This window comes from Amycolatopsis sp. NPDC089917, from assembly GCF_040684635.1.
Lineage (GTDB): Bacteria > Actinomycetota > Actinomycetes > Mycobacteriales > Pseudonocardiaceae > Amycolatopsis.
Genome location: NZ_JBFBGL010000022.1, coordinates 78639 through 101311 on the forward strand (window position 1 = coordinate 78639; position 22673 = coordinate 101311).

At 68.8% G+C, this 22673-nt stretch carries 20 protein-coding genes; 15 read left to right on the top strand and 5 right to left on the bottom strand.

What is annotated here, in order from left to right; translation table 11 throughout:
* The first annotated feature begins 490 nt into the window (after positions 1-490).
* From AB0N89_RS18195 to AB0N89_RS18220, 6 genes are all read left to right on the top strand, one after another.
* Positions 491-1033 carry an ImmA/IrrE family metallo-endopeptidase gene (locus AB0N89_RS18195; RefSeq protein WP_364205738.1) on the top strand — a complete coding sequence of 181 codons (543 nt, stop codon included), beginning with the start codon at positions 491-493 and terminating at the stop codon, positions 1031-1033.
* A gap of 29 nt (positions 1034-1062) precedes the next feature.
* Positions 1063-2859 (top strand): ABC transporter ATP-binding protein, encoded by a 1797-nt coding sequence (locus tag AB0N89_RS18200; protein WP_364205740.1) that lies wholly within the window; start codon positions 1063-1065, stop codon positions 2857-2859.
* Positions 2856-4613, top strand: a complete 1758-nt coding sequence (locus AB0N89_RS18205) for an ABC transporter ATP-binding protein (RefSeq protein ID WP_364205742.1) — start codon at positions 2856-2858, stop codon at positions 4611-4613. Before AB0N89_RS18200 ends, AB0N89_RS18205 begins: the two co-directional genes overlap by 4 nt.
* A gap of 10 nt (positions 4614-4623) precedes the next feature.
* A complete protein-coding gene (locus AB0N89_RS18210) occupies positions 4624-5898 on the top strand; it encodes a TetR family transcriptional regulator (protein ID WP_364205744.1) in 1275 nt (424 codons plus the stop codon).
* Between the two features lie 191 nt (positions 5899-6089).
* Positions 6090-7802 carry an ABC transporter ATP-binding protein gene (locus tag AB0N89_RS18215; RefSeq protein WP_364205746.1) on the top strand — a complete coding sequence of 571 codons (1713 nt, stop codon included), beginning with the start codon at positions 6090-6092 and terminating at the stop codon, positions 7800-7802.
* Entirely contained in the window at positions 7799-9628 is a 1830-nt protein-coding gene (locus tag AB0N89_RS18220) for an ABC transporter ATP-binding protein (RefSeq protein WP_364205748.1), read from the top strand. The genes AB0N89_RS18215 and AB0N89_RS18220 overlap by 4 nt, the downstream gene beginning before the upstream one ends.
* A 445-nt stretch (positions 9629-10073) precedes the next feature.
* On the opposite strand, the gene AB0N89_RS18225 is transcribed toward AB0N89_RS18220, so the two are convergent.
* From AB0N89_RS18225 to AB0N89_RS18240, 4 genes are read right to left on the bottom strand one after another with little or no spacing between them, the layout of a single operon-like run.
* Positions 10074-11093, bottom strand: a complete 1020-nt coding sequence (locus tag AB0N89_RS18225) for a cysteine synthase family protein (RefSeq protein WP_364205750.1) — start codon at positions 11091-11093, stop codon at positions 10074-10076.
* Positions 11090-12229, bottom strand: coding sequence for a histidinol-phosphate transaminase (gene hisC, locus AB0N89_RS18230; RefSeq protein ID WP_364205751.1), 1140 nt, complete (start codon positions 12227-12229; stop codon positions 11090-11092). Before hisC ends, AB0N89_RS18225 begins: the two co-directional genes overlap by 4 nt.
* Complete coding sequence (locus AB0N89_RS18235) at positions 12226-13203, bottom strand: ornithine cyclodeaminase (protein ID WP_364205753.1); 978 nt, start codon at positions 13201-13203, stop codon at positions 12226-12228. The genes hisC and AB0N89_RS18235 overlap by 4 nt, the downstream gene beginning before the upstream one ends.
* 29 nt (positions 13204-13232) lie before the next feature.
* Positions 13233-14627, bottom strand: a complete 1395-nt coding sequence (locus AB0N89_RS18240; RefSeq protein WP_364205809.1) for an alanine racemase — start codon at positions 14625-14627, stop codon at positions 13233-13235.
* A gap of 172 nt (positions 14628-14799) precedes the next feature.
* Here AB0N89_RS18240 and AB0N89_RS18245 point away from each other — a divergent pair, with 172 nt between their 5' ends.
* From AB0N89_RS18245 to AB0N89_RS18275, 7 genes are all read left to right on the top strand, one after another.
* Positions 14800-15753: an ABC transporter substrate-binding protein gene (locus AB0N89_RS18245; RefSeq protein WP_364205755.1), complete on the top strand. Its 954-nt coding sequence runs from the start codon at positions 14800-14802 to the stop codon at positions 15751-15753.
* 35 nt (positions 15754-15788) lie between these two features.
* A complete protein-coding gene (locus AB0N89_RS18250) occupies positions 15789-16817 on the top strand; it encodes an iron ABC transporter permease (RefSeq protein WP_364205757.1) in 1029 nt (342 codons plus the stop codon).
* Positions 16814-17569 carry an ABC transporter ATP-binding protein gene (locus AB0N89_RS18255; RefSeq protein WP_364205759.1) on the top strand — a complete coding sequence of 252 codons (756 nt, stop codon included), beginning with the start codon at positions 16814-16816 and terminating at the stop codon, positions 17567-17569. The genes AB0N89_RS18250 and AB0N89_RS18255 overlap by 4 nt, the downstream gene beginning before the upstream one ends.
* Positions 17570-17659: 90 nt before the next feature.
* Positions 17660-18652 carry an ABC transporter substrate-binding protein gene (locus tag AB0N89_RS18260; RefSeq protein WP_364205761.1) on the top strand — a complete coding sequence of 331 codons (993 nt, stop codon included), beginning with the start codon at positions 17660-17662 and terminating at the stop codon, positions 18650-18652.
* Between the two features lie 100 nt (positions 18653-18752).
* Complete coding sequence (locus tag AB0N89_RS18265; protein ID WP_364205763.1) at positions 18753-19760, top strand: iron chelate uptake ABC transporter family permease subunit; 1008 nt, start codon at positions 18753-18755, stop codon at positions 19758-19760.
* Positions 19760-20575, top strand: a complete 816-nt coding sequence (locus AB0N89_RS18270) for an ABC transporter ATP-binding protein (RefSeq protein WP_364205764.1) — start codon at positions 19760-19762, stop codon at positions 20573-20575. The genes AB0N89_RS18265 and AB0N89_RS18270 overlap by 1 nt, the downstream gene beginning before the upstream one ends.
* A gap of 131 nt (positions 20576-20706) precedes the next feature.
* Positions 20707-21120 carry a Fur family transcriptional regulator gene (locus AB0N89_RS18275; RefSeq protein WP_364205766.1) on the top strand — a complete coding sequence of 138 codons (414 nt, stop codon included), beginning with the start codon at positions 20707-20709 and terminating at the stop codon, positions 21118-21120.
* Between the two features lie 76 nt (positions 21121-21196).
* On the opposite strand, the gene AB0N89_RS18280 is transcribed toward AB0N89_RS18275, so the two are convergent.
* The gene (locus AB0N89_RS18280; RefSeq protein ID WP_364205768.1) at positions 21197-21490 is read right to left on the bottom strand and encodes a hypothetical protein; all 294 of its coding nucleotides are present in this window, start codon (positions 21488-21490) and stop codon (positions 21197-21199) included.
* Between the two features lie 175 nt (positions 21491-21665).
* Here AB0N89_RS18280 and ykgO point away from each other — a divergent pair, with 175 nt between their 5' ends.
* On the top strand, positions 21666-21788 hold the full coding sequence (gene ykgO / locus AB0N89_RS18285; RefSeq protein ID WP_364205770.1) for a type B 50S ribosomal protein L36: 123 nt from the start codon (positions 21666-21668) through the stop codon (positions 21786-21788).
* Positions 21789-21815: 27 nt separating this feature from the next.
* Positions 21816-22670 (top strand): class I SAM-dependent methyltransferase, encoded by an 855-nt coding sequence (locus tag AB0N89_RS18290; protein WP_364205772.1) that lies wholly within the window; start codon positions 21816-21818, stop codon positions 22668-22670.
* Positions 22671-22673: the final 3 nt, after the last annotated feature.

The window sequence follows — 22673 nt, forward strand, 5'->3', positions numbered from 1 at the left end:
GTTGCTTGGTCCAGACGCCTTGGGGCGGTCGCGTTGCCGGTTGGTGTGGACGATGACGGTGGGGGACCGGCGCGATCCGGTTGTGTCGGCTGTGAGCACGATGGTGGGGGCCGTGTTCGAATGCCAAGCAGATCACCTGGGGGAGCACGCGGGCGAAGGCGTGCACGCTCCTGGTCTTGCGGAGCTGCTGGCGCAGCTGGACATACGACGTGCTCGTCAGCGGGCAGCACGGTGAGTGTGGTGGCCGCGGGCGCGGCCCGTCTCACGATCAGCCGCACCGGCCTCGACGGCGTGCTGACCGTGCACATCACCCTCGCCAACGCCCTCCACGCCTGAGCAGCCTGTGTACGCCGGGCCGTGATCAGTAGCCCGGCTCATTGGTGGAGGGCCGTACCGTCGGACTCACGACGGATACCGGCGTTAACGCCACCGGCCTCATGCGCGACGTAGTCTTCGACCTGCGCACCGCAGTTGTGAAAGCTCGGCATGCGTGAACCATGAGCGAGCGCTGACCGGCACCAGGCTTGCTCGAAGCCCGCGGTGTCCGCGTGTTCTCCCTCGTTCAGGAGGTCCGCGACGTCGACGCCTTCTCCTTCTGCATGGAGAACGAGCCGTTCGTTTCATCGACGCCGGCAAAACCGCTGAACGGCAGCGGTTCGACGCGGCCCGCGAACTCGGCCACCTCGCCATGCACCAAGGACCCGAACGCGTCCAGAGCCGCGAAGCCTTCGGTCGCAAGGCGTTCCGGAGGCACACGAACGACGTCGTCCACACGACGAGACCCACCCCGACGTTCTCGAACTCGGTATCCGACGATCGCGAGCGGGTAGTGCCACGCCGCCCCAGGTCAGACCGGTGGACGGCGTCCCACCAGCCGGCGGGATCGCGGATGACACGTCCATCCGAACTCCTCGCCCCAGTAGATCGGCGGGGCAAGGCGTGCGCCGAACAGCGCGGCTACGGCAGCGGCAGCCGATCTCGACTTCGTGATCGTCAACGAGGGTCCGGCCAAGATAAATTGAGGCTTACCTAACCAAGACAGCCTGTCTTAGACTGCCGGGCATGACCGCGACAGAGCTGGCCCCCGAAGTCGACATCGCCACGCGGCACTCCGGCGAGCCGTCCGCGGGCGAACGCGCCAAACAGGCGGCCGCCGCGCTGAAGGAGCTGCGACGCCCGGTGATCTGGCGTATCCGTTTCGCGATGGTGCTCGCGGCTGTGGGGGCGCTCGCGTCGCTGGTGCCGTTCGTGGCGCTCGCCGAGCTGGGCACTCTGCTGACCGCCGGTGGGCCGCTGGACCGCGGTGCGGTGATCACGGTGGCCTGGCTCGTGGTCGCCGGCCTGGGGGCTCGCGGGCTGCTGATCGGGGTGGCGCTCACCGTCACGCACTTCGCGGACGTCGACCTGCAGGCGATTCTGCGCAGGCGGATCGTGCGCCGGCTCTCCGGTGTGCCGCTGGGCTGGTTCTCCGAGAACTCGTCGGGCACGGTGCGCAAGGCGGCGCAGAACGACATCGCCGACCTGCACCACCTCGTCGCGCACCACTCGGTGGAAATGACCGCGGCGGTGGTCCTGCCCCTGGGCGGGCTGGGCTACCTGGTCTGGCTCGACTGGCGCCTCGCCCTGCTCGCGGTCGTGACGCTGCCGTTCTACGGCGCGGCCTACGCGTGGATGATGCGGGGCTACCAGGAGAAGATGGCGCTGATGAACGCGGCGATGGGCCGGATCAGCTCCGCCGTCGTCGAGTTCGTCACCGGGATCAGCGTGGTGAAGGCGTTCGGCCGTGCCCGGCGGGCGCACGAGACCTACCACCGGGCGGCGGGCGAGTTCGGCCGGTTCTACGCGGACTGGGTACGTCCGATGCTGCGGCTGGAGGCGATCAGTTCGATGTTCGTCTCCGCGCCGGTCGTCGGGCTGGTGAGCCTGCTGGGCGTGCTGTGGTTCACCGACGCGGGCTGGGTGACACCGGTCGAGGCGATGACCGGGGTGCTCGTCGCCATGGTGCTCCCGACGACGGTGATGGCGCTGGGCTTCGGCGGCGAAGAGCGCCGCACCGCCGCGACCGCCGCGCTCCGGCTGCACGAACTCCTGGGCACCCCCTCCCTGCCCGTCCCGGCGAACCCACGAACCCCGGAGGGCAACCGCGTCGAGTTCGACGACGTGCGGTTCAGCTACGACGGCGACACCGACGTGCTCAAAGGCGTGTCGCTGGAGCTTCGCCCGGGCACGGTGACCGCGCTCGTCGGCCCGTCCGGTTCGGGCAAGTCGACGCTTGCCACGTTGCTGCCGAGATTCTTCGACGTGGCAGGCGGTGCCGTGCGCATCGGCGGCGTGGACGTCCGCGACATCGAGCCCGGCGAGCTGTACCGATGGGTGGGTTTCGTGCTGCAGGACGTCGCCCTCGTGCACGGCAGCATCGCCGACAACATCCGGCTCGGCAGGCCCGAGGCCACCGACGACGACGTGCGCGCCGCGGCGACCGCGGCGCAGATCCACCACCGGATCCTGGACTTGCCCGAAGGCTACGGCACCGTTGGCGCGCAGCTCTCCGGCGGCGAAGCACAGCGCGTCGCGATCGCCCGCGCTCTGCTCGCCGACACCCCGGTGCTCGTCCTCGACGAGGCCACCGCCCACGCCGACCCGGAATCGGAAGCGGCCGTGCAGGACGCGCTCTCGGAGCTGGCGCGGGGCCGGACACTGCTGGTGATCGCCCACCGGCTGTCGACTATCACCGCCGCCGACCGGATCGTCGTGCTCGACGGCGGGACCGTCACCGAGCAGGGCACCCACACGGAACTCCTGACCCGCGACGGCGCGTACGCCCGGCTGTGGGCAGCCCAAGCAAGCGAAGGGAAGTGACCGGCGTGAACCTGCGTCCGCTGCTGCGTGACCTCGAAGCCATCCTCGGGCCGGAGAATCGCCGGGCCCTGCGAATCTATCTCGGGTGGGTCACAGCTTTCGGGGTACTGCAAGGGATCGCGGCCGCGCTGCTGGTTCCGGTGCTGCGGGAGCTGCTCGCAGGCGACCTCGGCGCCGCGCTGTCCTGGCTCGGCGCGCTGGCCGCCGCCGTCGTCGTGACCTGCGTGGCCAACTACGTGCAGGCGATGAAGGGGTTCGCGGTCGCGATCATCGTGCTGGAGACCATGCACGAGCGGGTCGGCGACCACGTCGGTGCGCTGCCCGTCGGGTGGTTCACCACGGAGAAGGTCGGCAGGCTCTCCAGGATCGTCACCAGCGGCACGATGATGGTGGGCGGCCTGTTCGCGCACCTGCTGACCCCGCTGGTGACCGGCGCGGTCACCCCGGCGACGATCGCGCTCGCGACATTCTTCTTCGACTGGCGGCTCGCGGTCGCGATGCTCGTCACCGCGCCGCTGCTGTCCCTGGTGTTCGCCTGGTCCGGACGGCTGGTCGGCAAGGGCGACGAGCTGGCCGACGCGGCCGCCGTGACCGCCGCGAACCGCGTCGTCGAATTCGCGCGTCACCAGCGCACGCTGCGGGCGTTCGGCCGCGGCGCACGGGGGCACGCGCCGCTCGACGACGCGATCACCGAACAGCATCGCGTCGGCCGCAAGGCGATGTGGCTGTCGGTGCCGGGAATCCTGGCGGGCGGCTTCGCGACGCAGCTGGCGTTCACGGTGCTCATCGTCGTCGGGGTGCTCCTCGCGCTGGGCGGCTCGGCCGACGCGATCGTGCTCGTCGCCGTGCTGGCCCTGGCCGCGCGGTTCACCGGGCCGCTGGCCGAGCTGTCCGCGCTCTCCGGCGCGGTCCGCATGGCGCACAACGACGTCCGCCGGATCGCGGCCGTGCTGGAAGAGACTCCCCTTGCCGAGCCGGATACGACGGCCGCGCTGCCGCGACCGGGGGAGATCGAGCTGTCGGGAGTCCGGTTCGGGTACACGACGGAGCGGCCCGTGCTCGACGACGTGTCGTTCACCGTCGCGCCCCGGACGATGACGGCGCTCGTCGGCGCGTCCGGCTCCGGGAAGACGACGGTGACGCGGCTGATCGCCCGCTTTTGGGACAGCGACGCCGGTGTCGTCCGGGTGGGCGGCGCGGACGTGCGCGAGCAGCGCACCGAAGACCTGATGGCCCAGGTCGCCATGGTGTTCCAGGATGTCTACCTGTTCGACGACACCCTGGAAGCCAACATCCGTGCGGGCCGCCCCGGCGCGACCGACGCCGAAGTGCGCGACGCCGCCCGGCTCGCCGGTGTGGACGAGATCGTCAGCCGGCTCCCGCAAGGCTTCGCCACCCGGGTCGGCGAGGGCGGCACAGCGTTGTCCGGCGGCGAGCGCCAGCGCGTCTCGATCGCCCGCGCCATCGTCAAGAACGCGCCCATCGTGCTGCTCGACGAGGCGACGGCCGCGCTCGACGCGGAGAACGAGCGGTACGTGCGTGCCGCGCTGCGGACCCTGATGAGCCGCTCGACGCTGCTGGTGATCGCCCATCGGCTGCCGACCGTGGTCGCCGCGGACCAGATCGTCGTGCTCGACGGCGGCGCCGTTGCCGAGCGCGGCACGCACGAGGAACTGCTGGCCGCCGGTGGCCGGTACGCCGCGTTCTGGGCCGAGCGTGACCGAGCGAAGGGATGGCGGCTGACGGCCGGATAGCGTCGTGGCCATGACCGCACCGCGACGGCTCGGCCGCAAACCCGGCCCGGCACCGACCCTGAGCCGCGACGACGTGGCACGCGCCGCGCTGGCCGAAGGCGTGCTGACCGCGTCGATGCCCGCCGTGGCCCGGCGGCTCGGGGTGAGCCATTCGACGCTCTACCGGTACGTCCACGACCGCGACGACCTCGCGCTCGCCGCACTCGACCTCGCCGTCCGCGAGTTCGAGTGGCCGAATGCGGATCGCCCGTGGCGGGCGCTGCTGGAAGCGTTCGCCGACGCGCTGTGGCGGTTCCTGGAAACCCACCCGGGTATGGCGGAGACGATCCAGCAGGCACCGGGGCTTCCCCCGCGGGTCACCGAACTGGCAAGCACCTACGGGAACCGGCTGCGCGAAGAGGGGCTGAGCGCGCGGGACGCCGTGCTCGCGGTCGACTTCGTCGCCGATCTCACGGTGGCCACCGAGATCGCCATGCGCGGCCTCGCCCGCACGTTCGACACGCCGCGCGGAAAGCGCAGCCTGCGCGAGCTGTACGCGGAGTCGTTCGCGGCGCTGGCCGGCGCGGACGTCCTGGACGAGTCGGCGTTGCAGGGCCGTGGCTGGCTCACGGAAAAGGTCGCCGTCCTGCTCGACGGGCTCGCGGCGCGGATCGGCGGCCCGGTCGCCGCGCCCGAGCCGTTGCCTGCCGCGGACCGGGAACCCGGCCGGGCCGCGATCGTGGCCCAGGGCAGGGAACTGGCTCGCGAGCACGGACTGGGCGCGGTCACCGTGCACGCCGTCGCGGACCGGCTGCGAGCCCGGCTTCACGCGGTGTACCGGGAGATCGGCGACCGCGACGGCCTCATCGTCGCCATGCTCGACGCCGTCGCCGAAGACATCGTCGTACCGGCACCGGTCTCCGAACCCCGGGACGAAGTGGTGGCGCTCGCCCTCGCCGTGCACGAGGCGCTGCGCGCCGACCCCTGGGCCGTGCCCGCGCTCGCTGTCGACGGGCTGGCCGGGCCGCTCATCCTTCCCGTGCTGGAACGGGTCTTCGAAGCTTTGCGCAAGGCGGGGGTGCCGGACTCGGCGATCGCCGCCGCGTCCAGGACGATCTGGGACCACGTGTTCGGATCGGCGCTCGCCACCGCGCAACCCGAAACCTTCGCGATGCGGCTCATGCACAGCGCGGAATCACCGGCGATCAGCCGGGTCGTCCAGGCCACCGAGCCGCGGCCCGACCGGCCTCGTGAAGATCTGACACTGCTCGTCGACGCCTTGCTCCGCCGCCACGGCGTGAGCTGAGGCCCGCTGCACCTTGACATGAATATCATTATCAATAAGGTTGACGCATGCCGTGTCGTGGATCCGCGCGGGGAGCGCGTACCCGACTGATATTGATAACGGTTTTCATTGTAGGCTTTGCGGGGCGAGTCCGGCGAGAGTGAACGAGACTTTGTGGAGGTGCGGCCGTGTGGTCGACGATCAAGTTATTCGTGGGCTTGCGTCCGCGAGCCTGGGTGGAGATAGCCGGGCTCGTCGGGTTGATGTTGCTCATCACGGCCACGTATGTCGGTCAAGGCCTGCTGATCGCGGACCTGCTGTCGAAGGCGTTCTCCTCGGGTGACATCGGTGGGCTGCTGGCGTCGCTGGCCGTGATCGGCGTGCTGCAGCTGGCCCGCATCGGCCTGATCGTCCTGCGGGACTGGTGGGCGCCCAAGGTGTCGGCGCGGGTGAAGGAGGCCGTGCGTGAAGGCCTGACGCTCAAACTGATGGAGATCGGGCCCGGTCAGGCACAGCGGATGCGCACCGGCGATCTTCAGTCGACATTGGTGGACTCGGTGGAACTGCTCGACCCGCTGGTCGGCCGGTTCGTGCCCGCCGTGGTGGCGTCCGTGCTGGGGTCCTGCCTGGCTTCGGTGTACGTGATCGCGGTCGATCCGGTGGTGGGTCTGGTCGTGCTCGTGTGTGCTCTGCTGGCGCCGATGTCGAAGTTGTTCGGGGAAAACGCGATCAGGGAACGCGGTGGCCGTTGGATGGTGTCCTACCGCGGCATGTATTCCGAAAGCCTGGACGCGGTGCAGGGGATGGGCACGCTTAAGGCGTTCAACGCCAGTGGCAGGCGCGGCCGGGAGATGGTCGAACGGGGTGAGGCGTTCTGCCGGGACTCCATCCGGCTGATGATCGCCTGGTGCGGCACATCGAGCATCGGCGCGCTGATGGTGCCGATCGGCACGGCGGCCGCCGTGGGCCTGGGGGCCTGGCACGCGGCGACCGGCGCGGTGAGCGTCGCGGGGCTGTTCACGATCCTGATGCTGACCCGCGAGACTTTCCGGCCCATGACCGAGCTTGAAGCGGCCTACCACTCGGCGTACTACGCCATCCCGGCCGGACGCGCGGTCGCCGACGTGCTGCGCCTGGAGCCGGACGCGCGGGACACGGCGGAGACGGCCCCGGAGCTGCGGCAGAATCCGCCCGGCCTGGAGTTCAGCGATCTCCGGTTCTGCTATCCGACCCGGAAAGTCCCGGCGCTGGACGGGTTCAACCTGAACGTCGCGCCAGGGGAGCGGGTGGCCATCGTCGGTCGTTCCGGCGCGGGAAAGAGCACTGTGCTGGGTCTGATGATGCGCTACTTCGACGTGGACGCGGGCTCCATCCGCGTCGACGGCCGTGAGATCTCGGAGTTCCCGCTGGCGCACCTGCGATCACTGATCGGGGTCGTGGCGCAGGACACCTATCTGTTCCACGGCACGGTTCGGGAGAATCTGCTGCTCGCGAAACCGGACGCCACCGACGAGGAGATCCGTCGTGCGGTGACGGCGGCTCAGGCGGCCGATTTCATCGCGCGCCTGCCCCAGGGCTTCGACACGATCGTCGGCGAACGCGGCCTGAAGCTGTCCGGTGGCGAGCGGCAGCGCATCGCGATCGCGCGTGCCCTGCTCAAAGACGCTCCCGTGCTCGTCCTCGACGAGCCGACGTCGGCCATCGACGCCGCCAACGAAGCCGAGATCACCCAGGCGATCGGTGACCTGACCCGCGGCCGCACGACGATCATCATCGCGCACCGGCTGTCCACGGTGCGCGACGCCGACCGGATCGTGGTGATGGACTCCGGCCGGGTGGTCGAGTTCGGCAGTCACCCGGATCTGTTGGCACGCAAGGGCCTTTACGCGGAACTCGTCGCGACCCAGACTGGAGTGCCGGCATGACCTCGACCATCCACGAGCACGGCCACGGCCACTCTCACGGGCACGGCGCCGCGGGCGCGCCAGGGTCCGGCCTGTCGCTCGTCGCCAGGCTGCGGAGCCTGATGCCGCTCTTGGGCGAGCACCGCAGGCTCATCACGGTGGCCTACCTGGCGGGAGTGCTGCACCAGCTGCTCCTGCTCGCCTCGTCCGGAATCGGCGCTTACGTCGTGGCGCGGGCAGCCTCGGGAGCCTCTCTGGATCAGCTCACGGGCTGGCTGATCACGCTCGGCTGCCTGATCCTTCCGCTGGTCGTCCTGAGCATCGCCGACAGCACCTACGCCCACGTCGCAGCCTTTCGAGCCCTGGCCGACACCCGGGCCAAGGTGTTCGCCGCCTTCGAACGGCTCTCGCCCGGGTACATGCTCGAACGGCGCTCCGGTGACCTCGGCTCGGCCGCGGTCTCGGACGTCGAGCAGATCGAGCTGTTCTTCGCGCACACCCTCAGCCCGCTGGCCGTCGCGTCGACCGTTCCGGTGGCCACCACCGTCGCGCTGGGGTGGTTCCACTGGTCCCTGGCCTGCGTCCTGGTGCCGATCCTGATCTTGCTCGCGTCGGTCCCGGCATGGTTGCGGCGCCAGGCCGAGCTGCACGGGAACGAGTTGCGTGACTCCCTCGGCCGGATGAGCGCCGACAGCACCGACACCTTCCAGGGCCTGCGCGAACTCGTGAACTTCGGCGCCCACGCCCAGCGGCTCGGGCTGCTGCGCAAGCAGAGTGCCCGGCTGGCGAAGGCGAAGTCCGCGCACGGGCGCCGCAGCGGCATCGAGTACGCCGCCACGGACACCATCGCCCTCCTGGGCATACTCCTGGTGCTCGTCCTGGGCGCGTGGCTCGTCATCGAGGGTGAACTCGACCGCTCGCTCTTCCCGGTCGCCGTCGTGCTCGCCGGGATGGCGATGCTGCCGGTGCTGAAAGTGACCGAGGTCGCGCGCGAGCTGTCCATGGTCGCGTCGTCGGCGGACCGCATCAACACGCTGCTCGACGCGCCCGCCCCGGTCACCGACCTGGTCAGCCGGCCGCCTGAAGGGCCGATCGTGCCGCACGTCCGCTTCACGGACGTGACTTTCGCGTACCGCAGTGACCTGAGTCCCGCTGTGCGGGAGATCGACTTCGAGATCCGTCCCGGAGAAACCGTCGCACTGGTCGGACGTTCCGGTGCGGGGAAGTCGACCTGTGCCAACCTGCTGCTGCGCTTCTGGGACGTGACCGACGGGTCGGTTTCCGTCGGTGGACACGATGTCCGCGACTTCCCGCAGGAGGACCTGCGTGGCCTGATGACCCTGGTGCCGCAGGACACCTTCCTGTTCAACACCAGTCTGCGGGACAACATCCGCCTCGGCCGCGCCGACGCCTCCGACGAAGAGGTCGAAACCGCCGCCCGGGCCGCGCAGGCGCACGAATTCATCACCACCTTGCCGGACGGCTACGACACCGTCGCCGGCGAACTCGGCGCGCTCATGTCTGGCGGGCAGCGGCAACGGATCGCGATCGCCCGCGCCCTGCTGAAGGATGCTCCCATCCTGGTGATGGACGAGGCGGTGTCGAACCTCGACGCCGCCAGCGAACAAGCGGTGACCGAGGCGATGGACGAGGCCCGGCACGGCCGCACCACCCTGGTCATTGCCCACCGGCTCTCCACCATCCGCACCGCGGATCGGATCGTCGTGATCTCCGAGGGACGGGTCGCCGAAACCGGGACCCACGAAGAACTCCTCGTGCTCAACGGCGCCTATGTCGAGTTGCTGGCCTCGCAACTCGAAGGGTTCATCGAGCAGGACGTTTCCTGACCGGCACCGCGTCCGGCAAGGGGGCCGCCGAGCAGCTCGGTACAGGTGGTTGTGAGTGGCAAGTGTCGTTCTAACGCGCTTTATCCAGTCACGACCCCGAGAGGGTAAGCCAAATATGCGTGCTCTGTCGCTCGCCCGCATACACGACTTGGGTGTCGCGAAAGCCACTTTCAGGACAACCGATGTCGCGAAAGTGGCTTTCGCGACACCTCCGCGACTTCGCCACCCACAAGGACCGCAAGCCCCGGGGTGAAGGGGACACCTTTGCCTTACCCTCGAACAAGTCGGGCACGTGATCGGAATTTGCTGTCCCTTGTGGACAGCACACTGCGCCGGTGGAGACGCACCACGGCCCGTGCGCCGCACCGGATCACCAGCGGCGAACCGCTCAAAACCGAGATCGCCCGTTCACATCGGTGAACGGGCGATCTCGGTTACCGGTGGATCAGTGGACTTCGGCAGGCGTCCTGCCGGCTCGGGCGTGCGGCAGCATCGAAGCGAGCCAAGCGGTGACCTGCGGGTCGAACAAGCCGTTCGCCGCCATCCAGGCGTCGTTGAACACGGTGTCGAGGTACCGCTCGCCACCGTCGCACACCAGCACGACGATGGTGGTCTCGGGTCCTACGGTCCGGGCCCGCTCCAGGGCCTTGTAGACCACGCCGCCCGCCGAACCGCCGATCAGGATGCCGAAGTTCCTTGCCAGGTAACGACAAGTCTCGAAGGCCTCCGAATCGCTGACCTTGATCCCCTCGTCGATCACGTCGTAGTCGAGAACCTCGCAGATCTCCGAGATTTCCGGCGTCCCGGTGCCGGATTGGTGGTAAGGCGCCTGTTCCCCGCCGAAGTTGACGGAGCCCACCGGCTCGACACCGATGATCTTCAGGTCCGGGACGAGCTCCCGCAGGAGACCCCCGGTGCCACTGAGCGAACCACCGGTGCCGACCGCGCCGTACAGATAGTCGATGTCCTTGCCCAAGTCGTCGTGCAGCTCGCGGGCGAGCGGCCGGTAGCCGTTGGGATTCCCCGGATTGCTGTCCTGGCCGGTCAGGAAGGCGCCGTGCTCGGCTGCCAGCCGGCGGGCCGTGGCGTACCGGGCGGCGGTCGCGAGCCCTTCCTCGTCTCCGGAGACGTTGAGCAGTTCGGCGCCGTAGGCGAGCATGCCGCGCAGCTTGTCGACACTGGCGTGGTTGTCCACCACGGCGGTGAACTTGTACCCACGTTCCGCGGCGATGAGTGCCAAGCCGATCCCGGTGTTGCCGGAGGTGGCCTCGACCAGCCAGCCGCCAGGGGCGAGCAGACCCTGTTCCTCGGCTTCGTCGACCATGTTCCTGGCCATCCGGATCTTGGCGGTGCCGGTGGGGTTGTACTGCTCCATCTTCAGCAGGACGGTTCCGGCCCCGTCCGCCACCGCCAGTCTGATCAGCGGCGTTCGCCCGACCAGGTCGGACACCCTGTCCTTGATCATGGATTGCCCTTCGCGCGGATCTCCGTCAGGCACCTGACGAAGACGTCGTTCTCTTCGGGGGTCGACAGTGAGGCCCGGATGAAGGTCTCGTATCCCGGTTCGCGCCACGCCTTGACGATGATTCCGGCGCGGTGAAGTTCCCGGGTCACCCGGTCGGAGCTGTGGCCCGTGTCGACGAACAGGAAGTTGGCCGAGGACGGTGCCACGCGGAAACCCGCGTCGCGCAACCGATCCGCGACCCTGCCGATTTCGAGACGGGTCCGGCGGACCGTGTCCGCCAAGTGTTCGTGATCGTCCAGCGCCGCGACAGCGGCCTCCTGTGCGAGCTGATTGACGTTGTAGGGAGTGCGAACCCGGTTCAAGGCCTGAACCAGATCGGCGTCCGAGGCGACGCCGTAGCCCACCCGGATGCCCGCCAGACCGTAGGCCTTGGAAAAGGTGCGCAACACGATCCACGGGCGGTCCTGCCCGCGCAGCACCGCCAGCCCGTCGGGGTACGCGGGATCGGGCCGGGCGAATTCGCAGTAGGCCTCGTCAAGTACCAGCAAGGCCGTCTCCGGTGTGCCCGCCACGACGTCTTCCAGCTCCACGGTGCTGAGCATCGCGCCGGTCGGATTGCACGGGTTGGCGAGGAAGACCAGTTTCGGGTCCTCGGCCAGCGCCTCGCGCCAGGCGGGAGCGTCGAACCCGAACTCGGCGGTGACCGGGACCTTCCTGACCCGGGCTCCCATCATGCGCGGGAAGATCTCGTGCAGGCTGAAGCCCGGTGCCTGGGTGGTGACCAGGTCGCCCGGATCGAGCACGGCCTGGCACAGCAGTTCCAGGATGTTCTCGGAACCGTTGCCGAGCACCACGTGATCGACCGGCACGGCCAGGTTCCGCCCGATGGCCTCGGCCAGCCGTTTGCCGGTGGGGTCGGGATAGCGGGAGAAACCCTCGGCCAGGCGCAGGCGCATCGCTTCGGCGACCGCGGGGGAGACCCCGAACGGGCTCTCGTTGTTGGACAGCTTGATCACGCGGGAAATGCCGCTGACGCGGGCCACCTCGTCCGGATCGGCGCCGGGATCGTAGGCCGGAAGGCCCGCGACCTCCTGGCGCACCAAGGAGAGCCGGGTCGTGAACGTGCCGATGCTCACCAGAAGCCGACCCTTTCCCCGCGCCCCGCCGCCAGCGCGAGATCGGCGATGTAACGACCCAGTGCGGCGTCGGTGACCGCCATCCCGCTGTTGTAGGCGAAAACCACGTCGTCGGGATCACGGCGGGCGGGGGTGTCGCCGAGCAGGATGTCCGGTAGTTCGGCGTCCACTGGGGGCAGGCTGCCGTCCGGGGCGCGCAGTTTTCCGCAGGTGACGTGCATCTGCGTGGTGTTGGTGGCGATCCGGTAGTCCGCGCCGTGGAACACGTCGTGCACGCCGTAGCCGAGCAGCACGGAGATCGATCCCGGCTTCACCCAGTCCCGCTGGACCGTCTGCGTCACGGACAGGCCGGAGGTACCGATCAGGATGTCGGCTTCGCCCGCGGCCTTCTCCAGGTCGTCGACGATCTCGACCTCGCGGCCCTCGACACTGTCCTGCACGGCACGCAACCCCTCGGGGTAGGTGCCGAACACTTGCAGGCGCTCAAGATCCGGCAGCGCCGCGAGCAGCATCGGCAGGGCGATCTGTCCCTGGACGCCGGTGCCGACGACCAGGGCGCTGCGGGCGTCGGGACAGGCCGCGCGGGCGAACAGCGCGCTGGTGGCCGAGGATCGCAATGGCCCGAGTTTCACGACGTCCATCAGCGCGATCGGTGCCCCGGTGGTGTCGTCGGCGATGAAGATGAAGGAGTGGAACCGGTATTCGTCCCGGCGTCGGCACGGGTCGAACTCGTAGACCGCCTTGAAACACACGGTGTCGCTGGAAGCGTCCCTGGCGACCATCGAGTAGCTCAGCGAATGGTCGTCCTGGTCTTCGATGATCGTCTTGACCGGGCTGTCCGATCCGCGTTCACGGACCGCGCGGTAGGCCCCGCTGACGACTTCGAGCACCTGCCCGTAGTCGAAGTCCAGGCCTTCTTGGTGGGACTGCGGCAACAGCCACAGCTGTCCGGGCTCGGCGTAGCTCTGTGACATGCGAGAGATCTCCTTCGTTTCGAGGCTGCTCAGATTCCGTCCAGTCGCCAGCGCGGTGGGGCGTCGCCGTCGCCGAGCCGGAGAACGGCCTTTCGTGGCAGCGGGGCGTCGTGGAACCGCGATTCGAGAAAGTCCATGTGGTAGCCCGCCGTGTTGAGGTAGACCAGGAGATCACCGGTCCGCACGGGCCGGGGGAACCCGATCTTCCGCCAGGTCACCATGTCGTTTTCCAGGCAGGTCGAACCCGCGACACAGGCCGGGAAGACCTCGTCGGCGCTCGGCTCGGCCGAGAGCAGCACGGGGTCCGGAAGATAGTCGGTGTTGAACCACGGTTCGCTGAGACTGAGGCTGTTGCCCGCGACGGTGACGATCGCGTACCCGTCGGTGTCCCGCCGGTCGTCGACCTGTTGTGCGCGGTACACGGTGAAGCCGGCCTGGGCCAGCATGGACCGGCCGGGCTCGACGATGAAACGAATGCCGTTCCGGGCCGCCTTCGCCGACAGGCTCTCGTTCCCTTCGACGGGGTGGTTCATGAGCGTGCGCGCGGCCTCGGCGGTCGGCTGCCCGCCGTAGGGGTAGAAGGAGAAACCCTTGGCGGCCTTGGTTCCGTGATAGTGGGCGAGTTCGTTCTGCTGGAGGAACTCGTCCCAGAGCCGCGGTTCGACATAGCGCATCGGCAGGCCGCCGCCGATGTCGACGACTTCGGCGGAGAGCGCGCCGCGGCGCCTGGCGTCGAGGCAGTGCTCGATCATTTCGTTGGCCGCGGTCGCCCGTTCCTCAGGGGAATAACCGTTCAGATGAAAGGAGAATCCCTGGAAGCGCACGTGGTCAGAGAGGTCCAGGCACAGGCCGACCGCCGCGTCGCGTTCGGCGGTGGCCATCCCGAAGCGGCTGCCCGGCTGGCCGGAGGTGCGGGATCGCAGCACCACCCTGACCCGGCGGTCCGCGAGCCGCGCTGTCGCGGCCAGCCTGCGGAGTTCGCTGATCGAGTCGACCGCGACCAGGCAGTTGTGCCGGACGGCGAGCGAGTGCAGGGCGTCGTCTTTTTCCGGGCCGGAGACACCGATCCGGTGCCCGGGCACCCCGCCTGCCAGTGCTTTGACCAGTTCGGGGGCGCTGGCGGCGTCGATCCCGGCGTCGAGCGCGGCGGCCGAGGAGACGAAGCAGCCTGCCTTGTTCGCCTTCTTGGCGAAGAAGATGTCGACGTCGGCGCCGGTCTCGGTGAACGCCTGCCGGAGGCCGGCGATGTTCTCCTCGAAGACCTCCGGCAGCACGATGTGCAGAGGTGACCCCAGGCCGTCCAAGAGGTCGGACAACAGGGCCCGGTGATCGTCGAGGAGCGCGGAGACGACGGGATGTCGGAGAGCGGGGAGCGGGAAGGGGCGGACAGCGGTCAGCAGGGACCCCTGTCCTTGTCTAGGCATGGGCACGCCAAGGTTTCTACTGCAATTGGTTATCATTTGCAATAGGCGAAAGGCGGGGCCACGTCTGGCTTCGCGAGTGCCGGTTCCGTTCCGCGCGCGCATGCTGTTAGATGTGATTATCGTTGTCATCTGTTGGGGGGTGCCGATGTCGCATCTTCTTCGTCTCAGTGCCGTGGCCGGTCTTCTGGCGGTCATCGCGGGCTGTGGTGCCACGGAGCCGGACGTCGCGGCAGGAGGGGTCACCATCGAGAACTGCGGCGTCCAGGTGCGCGTGGACAAGCCACCGCGGCGGGCCGTCGCGCTGGATCAGGAAGTCACCGAGACGTTGCTGGCACTCGGCCTTCGCGAACGCATCGCCGGTACCGCTCTGCAATCCGGGCCGGTCGCGGAGGAATACCGCGCCGACTACGCGGCGATCCCGATGCTCAACCCGAAAGAACTGACGGGAGAGCAACTCCGGGCGGCCGACCCGGACTTCGCGATGACCGCGTTCGTCAGCGACTTCACCCGCGAGCGCGTCGGTCCTCGTGAGGAGTTCGCCACACTCGGGGTGCCGACTTACGTGAGTTCCGTGGACTGTCCGAAGTTCCTGCCCGGCAAGACCCCGTTCGAGCGGCTGTTCACCGACTACGAGAACTTCGGCAAGATCTTCGGGGTTCCCGACCGTGCCGCCGCCTTGATCGCCAAGCAGCGCGAGGTCGTCGCCGAGGCGGAGAAGGCGGGTGCGGCCCGGGCGGTCAAGCCGACCGTGGCCTACCTCTACTCCGTGTACAACGGTGCGCCATATGTGGCGGGAGGCAGCGGGCTTCCCGCCGACATGAGCCGCATGCTGGGCGCCACCAACGTTTTCGCCGACGTCGACAGTGACTGGCCCGAGGTCGGCTGGGAACAGATCGCCGCGCGGAACCCGTCCGTCATCGTGCTCGGTGACCTGCCGGATCGCGGTGAAGAGGGCGATGCCGCCGACGAGAAGATCCGGATGATGCGGGCGCATCCGGTGCTGTCGCAGCTGGACGCCGTCCGGGCCGGCCGGTTCATCGTCGTTCCCGGTCTCGAACTGGACGCCACGGTCCGCAGTGTGCACGCCCTCAAGCTGATCAGCGACGGTTTGGCGAAGCTGGGGTGACCGCGTCAGGGAAACAGGTCCTGGACACTCCGGCGGTGACGGCCCGGACCCGGCGCACCGCGATGCCCACCTGGGCGCTGTTCACCATCGGTCTGGTGGCGCTGGTGCTTTCGGTCGGGCTCGCCGCCTGTGTCGGCGCCAACGACGTAGGCCTGCCGGAGATCGCCAGGGCGGTCGGGAGCAGGCTCGGCTTGCCCGTGGAGCCGTTGTCCCGCTTGCTCGATTCGCTGATCTGGCAGCTCAGGGTGCCCAGGGTGCTGCTGGCTGCCCTCGTCGGTGCGATGCTGGCCGTGTCCGGCACCGTGCTGCAGGGCCTGACCGGCAACGCGCTGGCCGATCCCTACCTGCTCGGTGTCTCCAACGGCGCCTCGGTCGGAGCCGTCACGGTGACCCTGTTCGGGCTCGGTGCTGGCGCGCTCGGATTGTCCGGCGGGGCGCTGCTGGGCGCGTTGCTGTCCTTCGGGTTGATGATGCTGTTGCTGCGCGGCGGGATGCGGACGGTCCGGATCGTGCTGACCGGCGTCGTCGTCGGTCAGCTCTTCGCCGCGCTGACCTCGCTGCTGATCATGGCGTCCGCGGACGCGGAGACCACCCGCGCCATCACCTACTGGCTGCTGGGTTCGATGACCTCGGCGCGCTGGGACTCCGTCGTGCTCTGCGCGATCGCCTGTGCGGCCGGACTCGTGGGCTGCTGGACCCGGTCCCAGGCGCTGGACGCCTTCTCCTTCGGGGAGGACACCGCCGAGTCACTCGGGATCAGCGTGCGCACGACCAGGATCACCACGCTCGTCCTGACCGCGCTGCTGACCTCGGTCGCGGTGGCCTCGGTCGGGGCGGTCGGCTTCGTCGGCCTCATCGTCCCGCACGCCGCCCGGTTCATCATCGGCCCCCGGCACCGGGTCCTCATGCCGTTCGCCGCCCTCACGGGGGCGGTGTTCCTGGTGTGGGCCGACGCGCTCGCCCGGGTCGCGCTGGCCCCCAGGGAGGTCCCGGTCGGCGTCGTCACCGCCCTGATCGGGGTTCCGCTGTTCCTGGTCATCCTGCGCAAACGGGGAGAGCTGTGAGAATCGACGCGGAATCCCTGTGCTGGGGTGTGCCCGCGAGGGTCATCGTCGACGATGTCGCGTTGAGCGTCGATACCGGCGAAGTGCTGGGCCTGGTGGGGCCGAACGGTTCCGGCAAGTCGTCACTACTGCGCTGCCTGGCGGGCCTGCGCAAACCCCGAAGCGGGACCGTCCGCTACGGCGGCTCGGACATAGCGGACTGGGACAGCAAACGGATCGCTCGCCGCGTGGCCTTCGTCGATCAGTACACCGACACCGAGAGCGACCTCCTCGTCGCCGACCTCGTCGCGCTCGGCCGGACCCCGTTCCACTCGAACTGGCGGGGGCACGACCATCGGGACGACGCCGTCGTGAACGCCGCGCTGCGACGGATGGGCTTGGCCGAATTGCGTGCCAGGCCGTGGAAAACCCTGTCCGGCGGGGAACGTCAGCGCACGCACATCGCGCGCGCCCTCGCGCAGGAGCCTTCGGCCATCCTGCTCGACGAACCCACCAACCACCTCGACATCGCCCACCAGCTCGACCTCATGCGCCTGCTCGCCGGCGCCGGGCGGACCGCGGTCGTCGTCTTGCACGACCTGTCCCTGGCGGCCCGGTTCTGCGACCGGCTCGCGCTGATGGGAGGGGGCAGGGTGGTGGCATCAGGGGCCCCGCTCGACGTCCTGACACCTGCCCGCATCGCGGAGGTGTTCGGTGTCGAAGCGGAAGTCGGCCCCGATCGTTTCGGTGACGCGCATATCTACTATCGGTGACCCTCGTTCTGTTCCGCCCCAAGGCTCTTCGCTGTTCGCGCGGAGCCTGCTATCGTGCGCTTAATGAAAATGAAATCGGGTATCAGTGTCATGAGTGCTACTCTGCTGGTCGCGCTCGCAGGCTGCGGAGGCGGCTCCACCGACGCGAGCGGACGAGAAGCGGCGGGACAGGGTGCGACGGCTTATCCGTTCAGCATCAAGAACTGCGGTGTCGACGTGACCTACGAGGCGGCGCCGAAGCGGGCCGTCACGATGAACCAGACCGCGGCGGAGATCCTCATCCATCTGGGCGTGGGAGACCGCGTCGTCGGATCGGGCTACGAGGTCTCGAAGGCGCCGGACGACATCGCCGAGCAGTACAAGAAGATCCCGATCCTGTCGGCGAAGAAGGAGACGATCAAGCACGAGAAACTGCTGGAGGCGCAGCCGGACTTCGTCTACAGCTCCTTCTCGAGTTTCCTCACGGCGGCGCAGGGCGGTGAACGGGACCAGTTGCACAAGCTGGGCGTGCCGACCTACGTGACCGAGTTCGACTGCACCTATCACGCCAGCGTGGCGAACGCGGACTTCCCGATACTGTTCGAGGAATACCGCCGGCTGGCCAAGATCTTCGGCGTCCCCGCGGCGGGGGAGAAGCTGGCGACCGAACAACAGGCCGTGGTGGACAAGGCACTGGGCGAGGTCAAGAAGCGGGACACCCCGCTCAAGGTGATGTGGTTCTACTCCACCTACGCGGGAACGCCATGGGCGGCCGGTCCCGGTGGGCTGCCTCAGCGCGTCTCCGAACTCGCCGGGGTCAAGAACATCTTCGACGACGCGCCGACCAAATGGGCCGAGGTGAGCTGGGACGAGGTCGCGGCCCGGAATCCCGACGTCATCATCCTGGCCGACCTGAGCCGGGGCGAGCCCAACGACACCGCGCAGGAGAAGATCGACCTACTCAAGAAGGACCCGCTCACGAGCAAGCTCGGCGCCGTGGCGGGCAACCGGTTCATCACCATCCCCGGCTCGTACATGGATCCGAGCTACGGCAGTGTGCGGATGGTTCCGTCGCTCGTCGACGGCCTGAACGAAGTCCAGTGAGCGGACGGCCGCTATGACGAGCTCACCCAGCACCGCCGGGAGCGCCAGGAACCCGATCACAAGCCGGAAGACCGTTCCGGCGCGCCCGCGGCGCACTTCGATGGCGGTCGTCTTCTTCGTGGCCGCCGCCGGGCTGTTCGTGTCGATCATCGTGACGTCCCTGTTCGGGAGCGCGAACGTCGGCCCGCTCGATGTCGTCTCCACGATCATGCGGCACGTCGGCCTCGGCGGGATCGCTCCGGCCCCGCCACTGCCGAAACTGCTGGACGCCCTGATCTGGGAGTCACGTTTCCCGCGGGTACTGCTCGCCGCCGGCGTCGGCGCGGCCCTGGCTGTCTCGGGGGCGGTCCTGCAAGCGATCACCCGGAACCCGCTGGCCGACCCCTACCTGCTGGGGGTCTCCTCCGGCGCCTCGACCGGCGCGGTGGTCGTTCTCTTGCTGGGCATCGTCAGCGGTGTCTCCCTGTCGACAGGGGCGTTCGTCGGCGGAATGGCCGCCTTCGGCCTGCTGCTGCTCCTGCTCGGCGGGGGACGCGTCTCCAGTCCCTCCCGCGTGGTGCTCACCGGCATGCTCGTGTACTGGTTCTTCTCGGCCGTCACCTCGCTCGTCCTCATGGTCAGCGGGGACGCGAACTCGACCCGGGGCTTCACCTACTGGCTGCTCGGCACTCTCGCGGGCGTCCGGTGGGAAGGGGTGACCGTCACCGTCGTGATCATCCTGATCGGGGTGCTGGCCATCCTGTTCTTCGCGCCGGCACTGGACGCCTTCACCTTCGGCTGGGATTCCGCCGCCGCGCTGGGTGTCAACGTCACCGCGGTCCGCGTCTGGCTGATGGTGCTGACTTCGATCATCACGGCGGCCGCCGTGTCGGCCTCCGGTGCGATCGGCTTCATCGGGCTGCTCATCCCGCACGCCGTCCGCATCCTGGCTGGCCCGATGCACCGCTCGCTGCTGCCGCTTTCCGCGATCATCGGCGCGATCTTCCTCATCTGGGTGGACACGTTCGCGCGGACCGCGTTCTCACCGCAGGAACTGCCCGCCGGCGTCGTCACCGCGCTGCTCGGCGCGCCCGTGTTCGCGCTGATCCTGAAGCGTCTGGAGACCTGATGGGCCGCATCACCGCCACCGAACTCTCCTGGTCGGTCAAGGGCCACCGGCTGCTGGACACCATCGACCTGGCGGCGCCCGACGGGAAGATCGTCGGGTTGCTCGGTCCCAACGGGTCGGGGAAGTCCACCCTGCTGCGGTTGCTCGCCGGGCTGCGCCGCCCCGACAGCGGGTCGGTGCGCTACGACGACACCGGCCTGAGCGACCTCGGCCGCCGGGTGCTCGCCCGGCGGCTCGCTGTCGTCGAGCAGGACGTGACCGCGCACAATCACGTCAGCGTCCGTCAGGTGGTGGAGCTCGGCCGCACCCCTTTCCGCGGCCGATTCGACGCCCTGACCGAAGACGATCTGCGGATCATCGACGGGGCGCTCGCGCGTGTCGACATCGCCGACAAGCAGCACCGGAGCTGGCACACCTTGTCCGGCGGGGAGAAACAACGCGTCCAGCTGGCCCGTGCGCTCGCCCAGGAGCCGAAAGAGATCCTGCTCGACGAGCCCACCAATCACCTCGACATCCGCCACCAGCTCGAACTCCTCGGCCTGCTGGGAACCCTGGACGCCACCTGCGTCGTCGCCCTGCACGACCTCAACCTCGCCGCCCGCTACTGCGACCACGTCGTCATCCTGGAACACGGACGGGTGGTCGCCGCCGGTGCGCCCGAGGCCGTGCTGACCGCCGAGCTGATCGAATCCGTCTACGGCGTCGACGTGCTCATCGACCATGAACCCGTCACCGGCACGCTTCGGATCACCTACCTGGCCGCCGGGACTGGGACAACCGCTGATCAGTACCGGCCTCGTCTTCCCGCGAGCTGACGGCTGGTCCCGGTCCACGTGCTCGTCATGGCCACGGGCGTGTGCGCGTGACCGGCCCGCGGCCCGGCGGCGAACCGGGACCGGACGCTCTACTCTTGGCCGGAACCACCTGGCTGATCCATGGAGTCCCCGTGAGCACCAATCGTTCCGTCCCGGTCGTTCCCGGCAGGCGATCGACCCGGCAGCGGGCCGCGGTCGCGGCCTTGCTCGACGAGATCGACGAGTTCCGCTCCGCTCAGGACCTGTTCGAGCACCTGCGTGACCGGGGCGAGGAGGTCGGCCTGACCACGGTCTACCGGACACTGCAGTCGCTCGCCGACGCCGGCGAGATCGACACGCTGCGTTTCGAAAGCGGAGAGGCCTACTACCGCCGATGTTCGCGCGGTCATCACCACCATCTCGTGTGCCGCGACTGCGGCCGCACCGTCGAGGTCACCGGCCCCGCGGTGGAGCGGTGGGCGGGCAGGATCGCCACCGAGCACGGCTTCGTCGACGTCAGCCACTCGCTGGAGATCATCGGCCGTTGTGCCGCTTGCGCGGGCTGAAAGCGTCCTTTCTCCACTGTCTTCGAAGGACGCGGCGGGTATCCGGCGGGGCGAAGTCCGGTTCCTCCGGTGAGGGTCAGTGTTCGTCGTAGTGGCCGTTGTGGGCGGCATGGCGGTGTCCGTCGTGGATGTAGTCGACGTGGTCTCCGTGTGGGACCGCGACGTGGCCGCAGCCGCCGCCGTGGGTGTGCTCGGCGTGTTCGTGCGGTACGTGGCCGGTGGGTTCACATTCGTCCCAGTGGCCGTCGTGCTCACGGTGCAGGTGTCCATCGTGGACGTAGTCGACGTGGTCTCCGTGTGGAACCGCGACGTGGCCGCAGCTGTCACCGTGGGTATGGGTGTGTACCTGGTGTTCGGTGTGGACGGTCATCTCGCCGTCTCCTTCGTGGTCGGTTCGCGAGCCAATTCATAGGAACATGGCGATATGTCCTCGGCAACCCGGTGTAACCCACCAGTGCTTTAGTGAAAATGATAATCGTTATGTGTTATGGTGGAGGTGTCGGCCTGGTGTGCCGAGAAACCGGGAGATCGCGGAGGGAGCTCGGATGAAGGTGCGGAAGTCGTTGCGTTCACTCAACAACAAGCCGGGATCGCAGGTGGTGCGACGCCACGGGAAGACGTATGTGATCAACAAGAAGAATCCGAAGTACAAGGCTCGCCAGGGCTGAGGGTCCGGATCGGCGGGAGGGTACTCGATGACCGAAGCCGCGACCTGGGAAGACGAACTGGCCACGGTCGAACGTGACGCGGCGGTGAGTGAGCCGATGGTGCGCCAGGCGGTCCGCTGGCTGGCGCGAACGCATCCGCTGGGAGACGGCTCCCGGGTGCTGGACGTGGGTTCCGGCCCGGGATGTGCCACGGTGATCCTGGCCGAGGAGTTCCCGGACAGTGAGGTGATCGCGGTCGACCCCACCGCGGGGTTCACCGCCCGGGCGGCCGCGCGGTTCACCGAACACGGGCTGGGGCGGCGGGTGCGGGCCGGATATGGCGAGATCGGCACTTCGTCGCTGCCCGCGCTGGGACCGGCCGATCTGGTGTGGTGCGCACACGTCGTGCATCACCTTCCCGATCCGGTCGCGGCGCTGCGCGAACTGTCGTCGCTGCTCGTGCCGGGGTCGGGTGTGCTGGCCGTGGCCGAAGGCGGGTTGTCCGCGCGGTTCCTGCCCGGCGGTTACGGCGTCGGGAATCCCGGCTTCGTGAGCAGGCTGGAGGCGGCCCTGAGTGACCACTTCGTCGGTTCGTGGTCGCTCACCGGTGCCGCCGTGGGTGGCGGCCGGGACTGGCCACTGCTGCTCGCGGACGCCGGTCTCCGCCATCGCGTGACACGGACCTTTCTTCTCGACCTGCCCGCCCCCGCCAGTCCCGAAGTCCGCGGTCACGTGGTCGATCGGTTCACCCGGATCCAGCGGCTCGTCGGCCCCGCGCTCTTCGAAGAGGACAGTGCGGCATTGGCACGGCTGCTCGACCCCGCCGACCCGGTCGCCCTCGTCAACCGGCCCGACCTCTTCGTGCTCCAGGCCACCACCTGGCATCTGGGCAGCCGGATTTAGCGA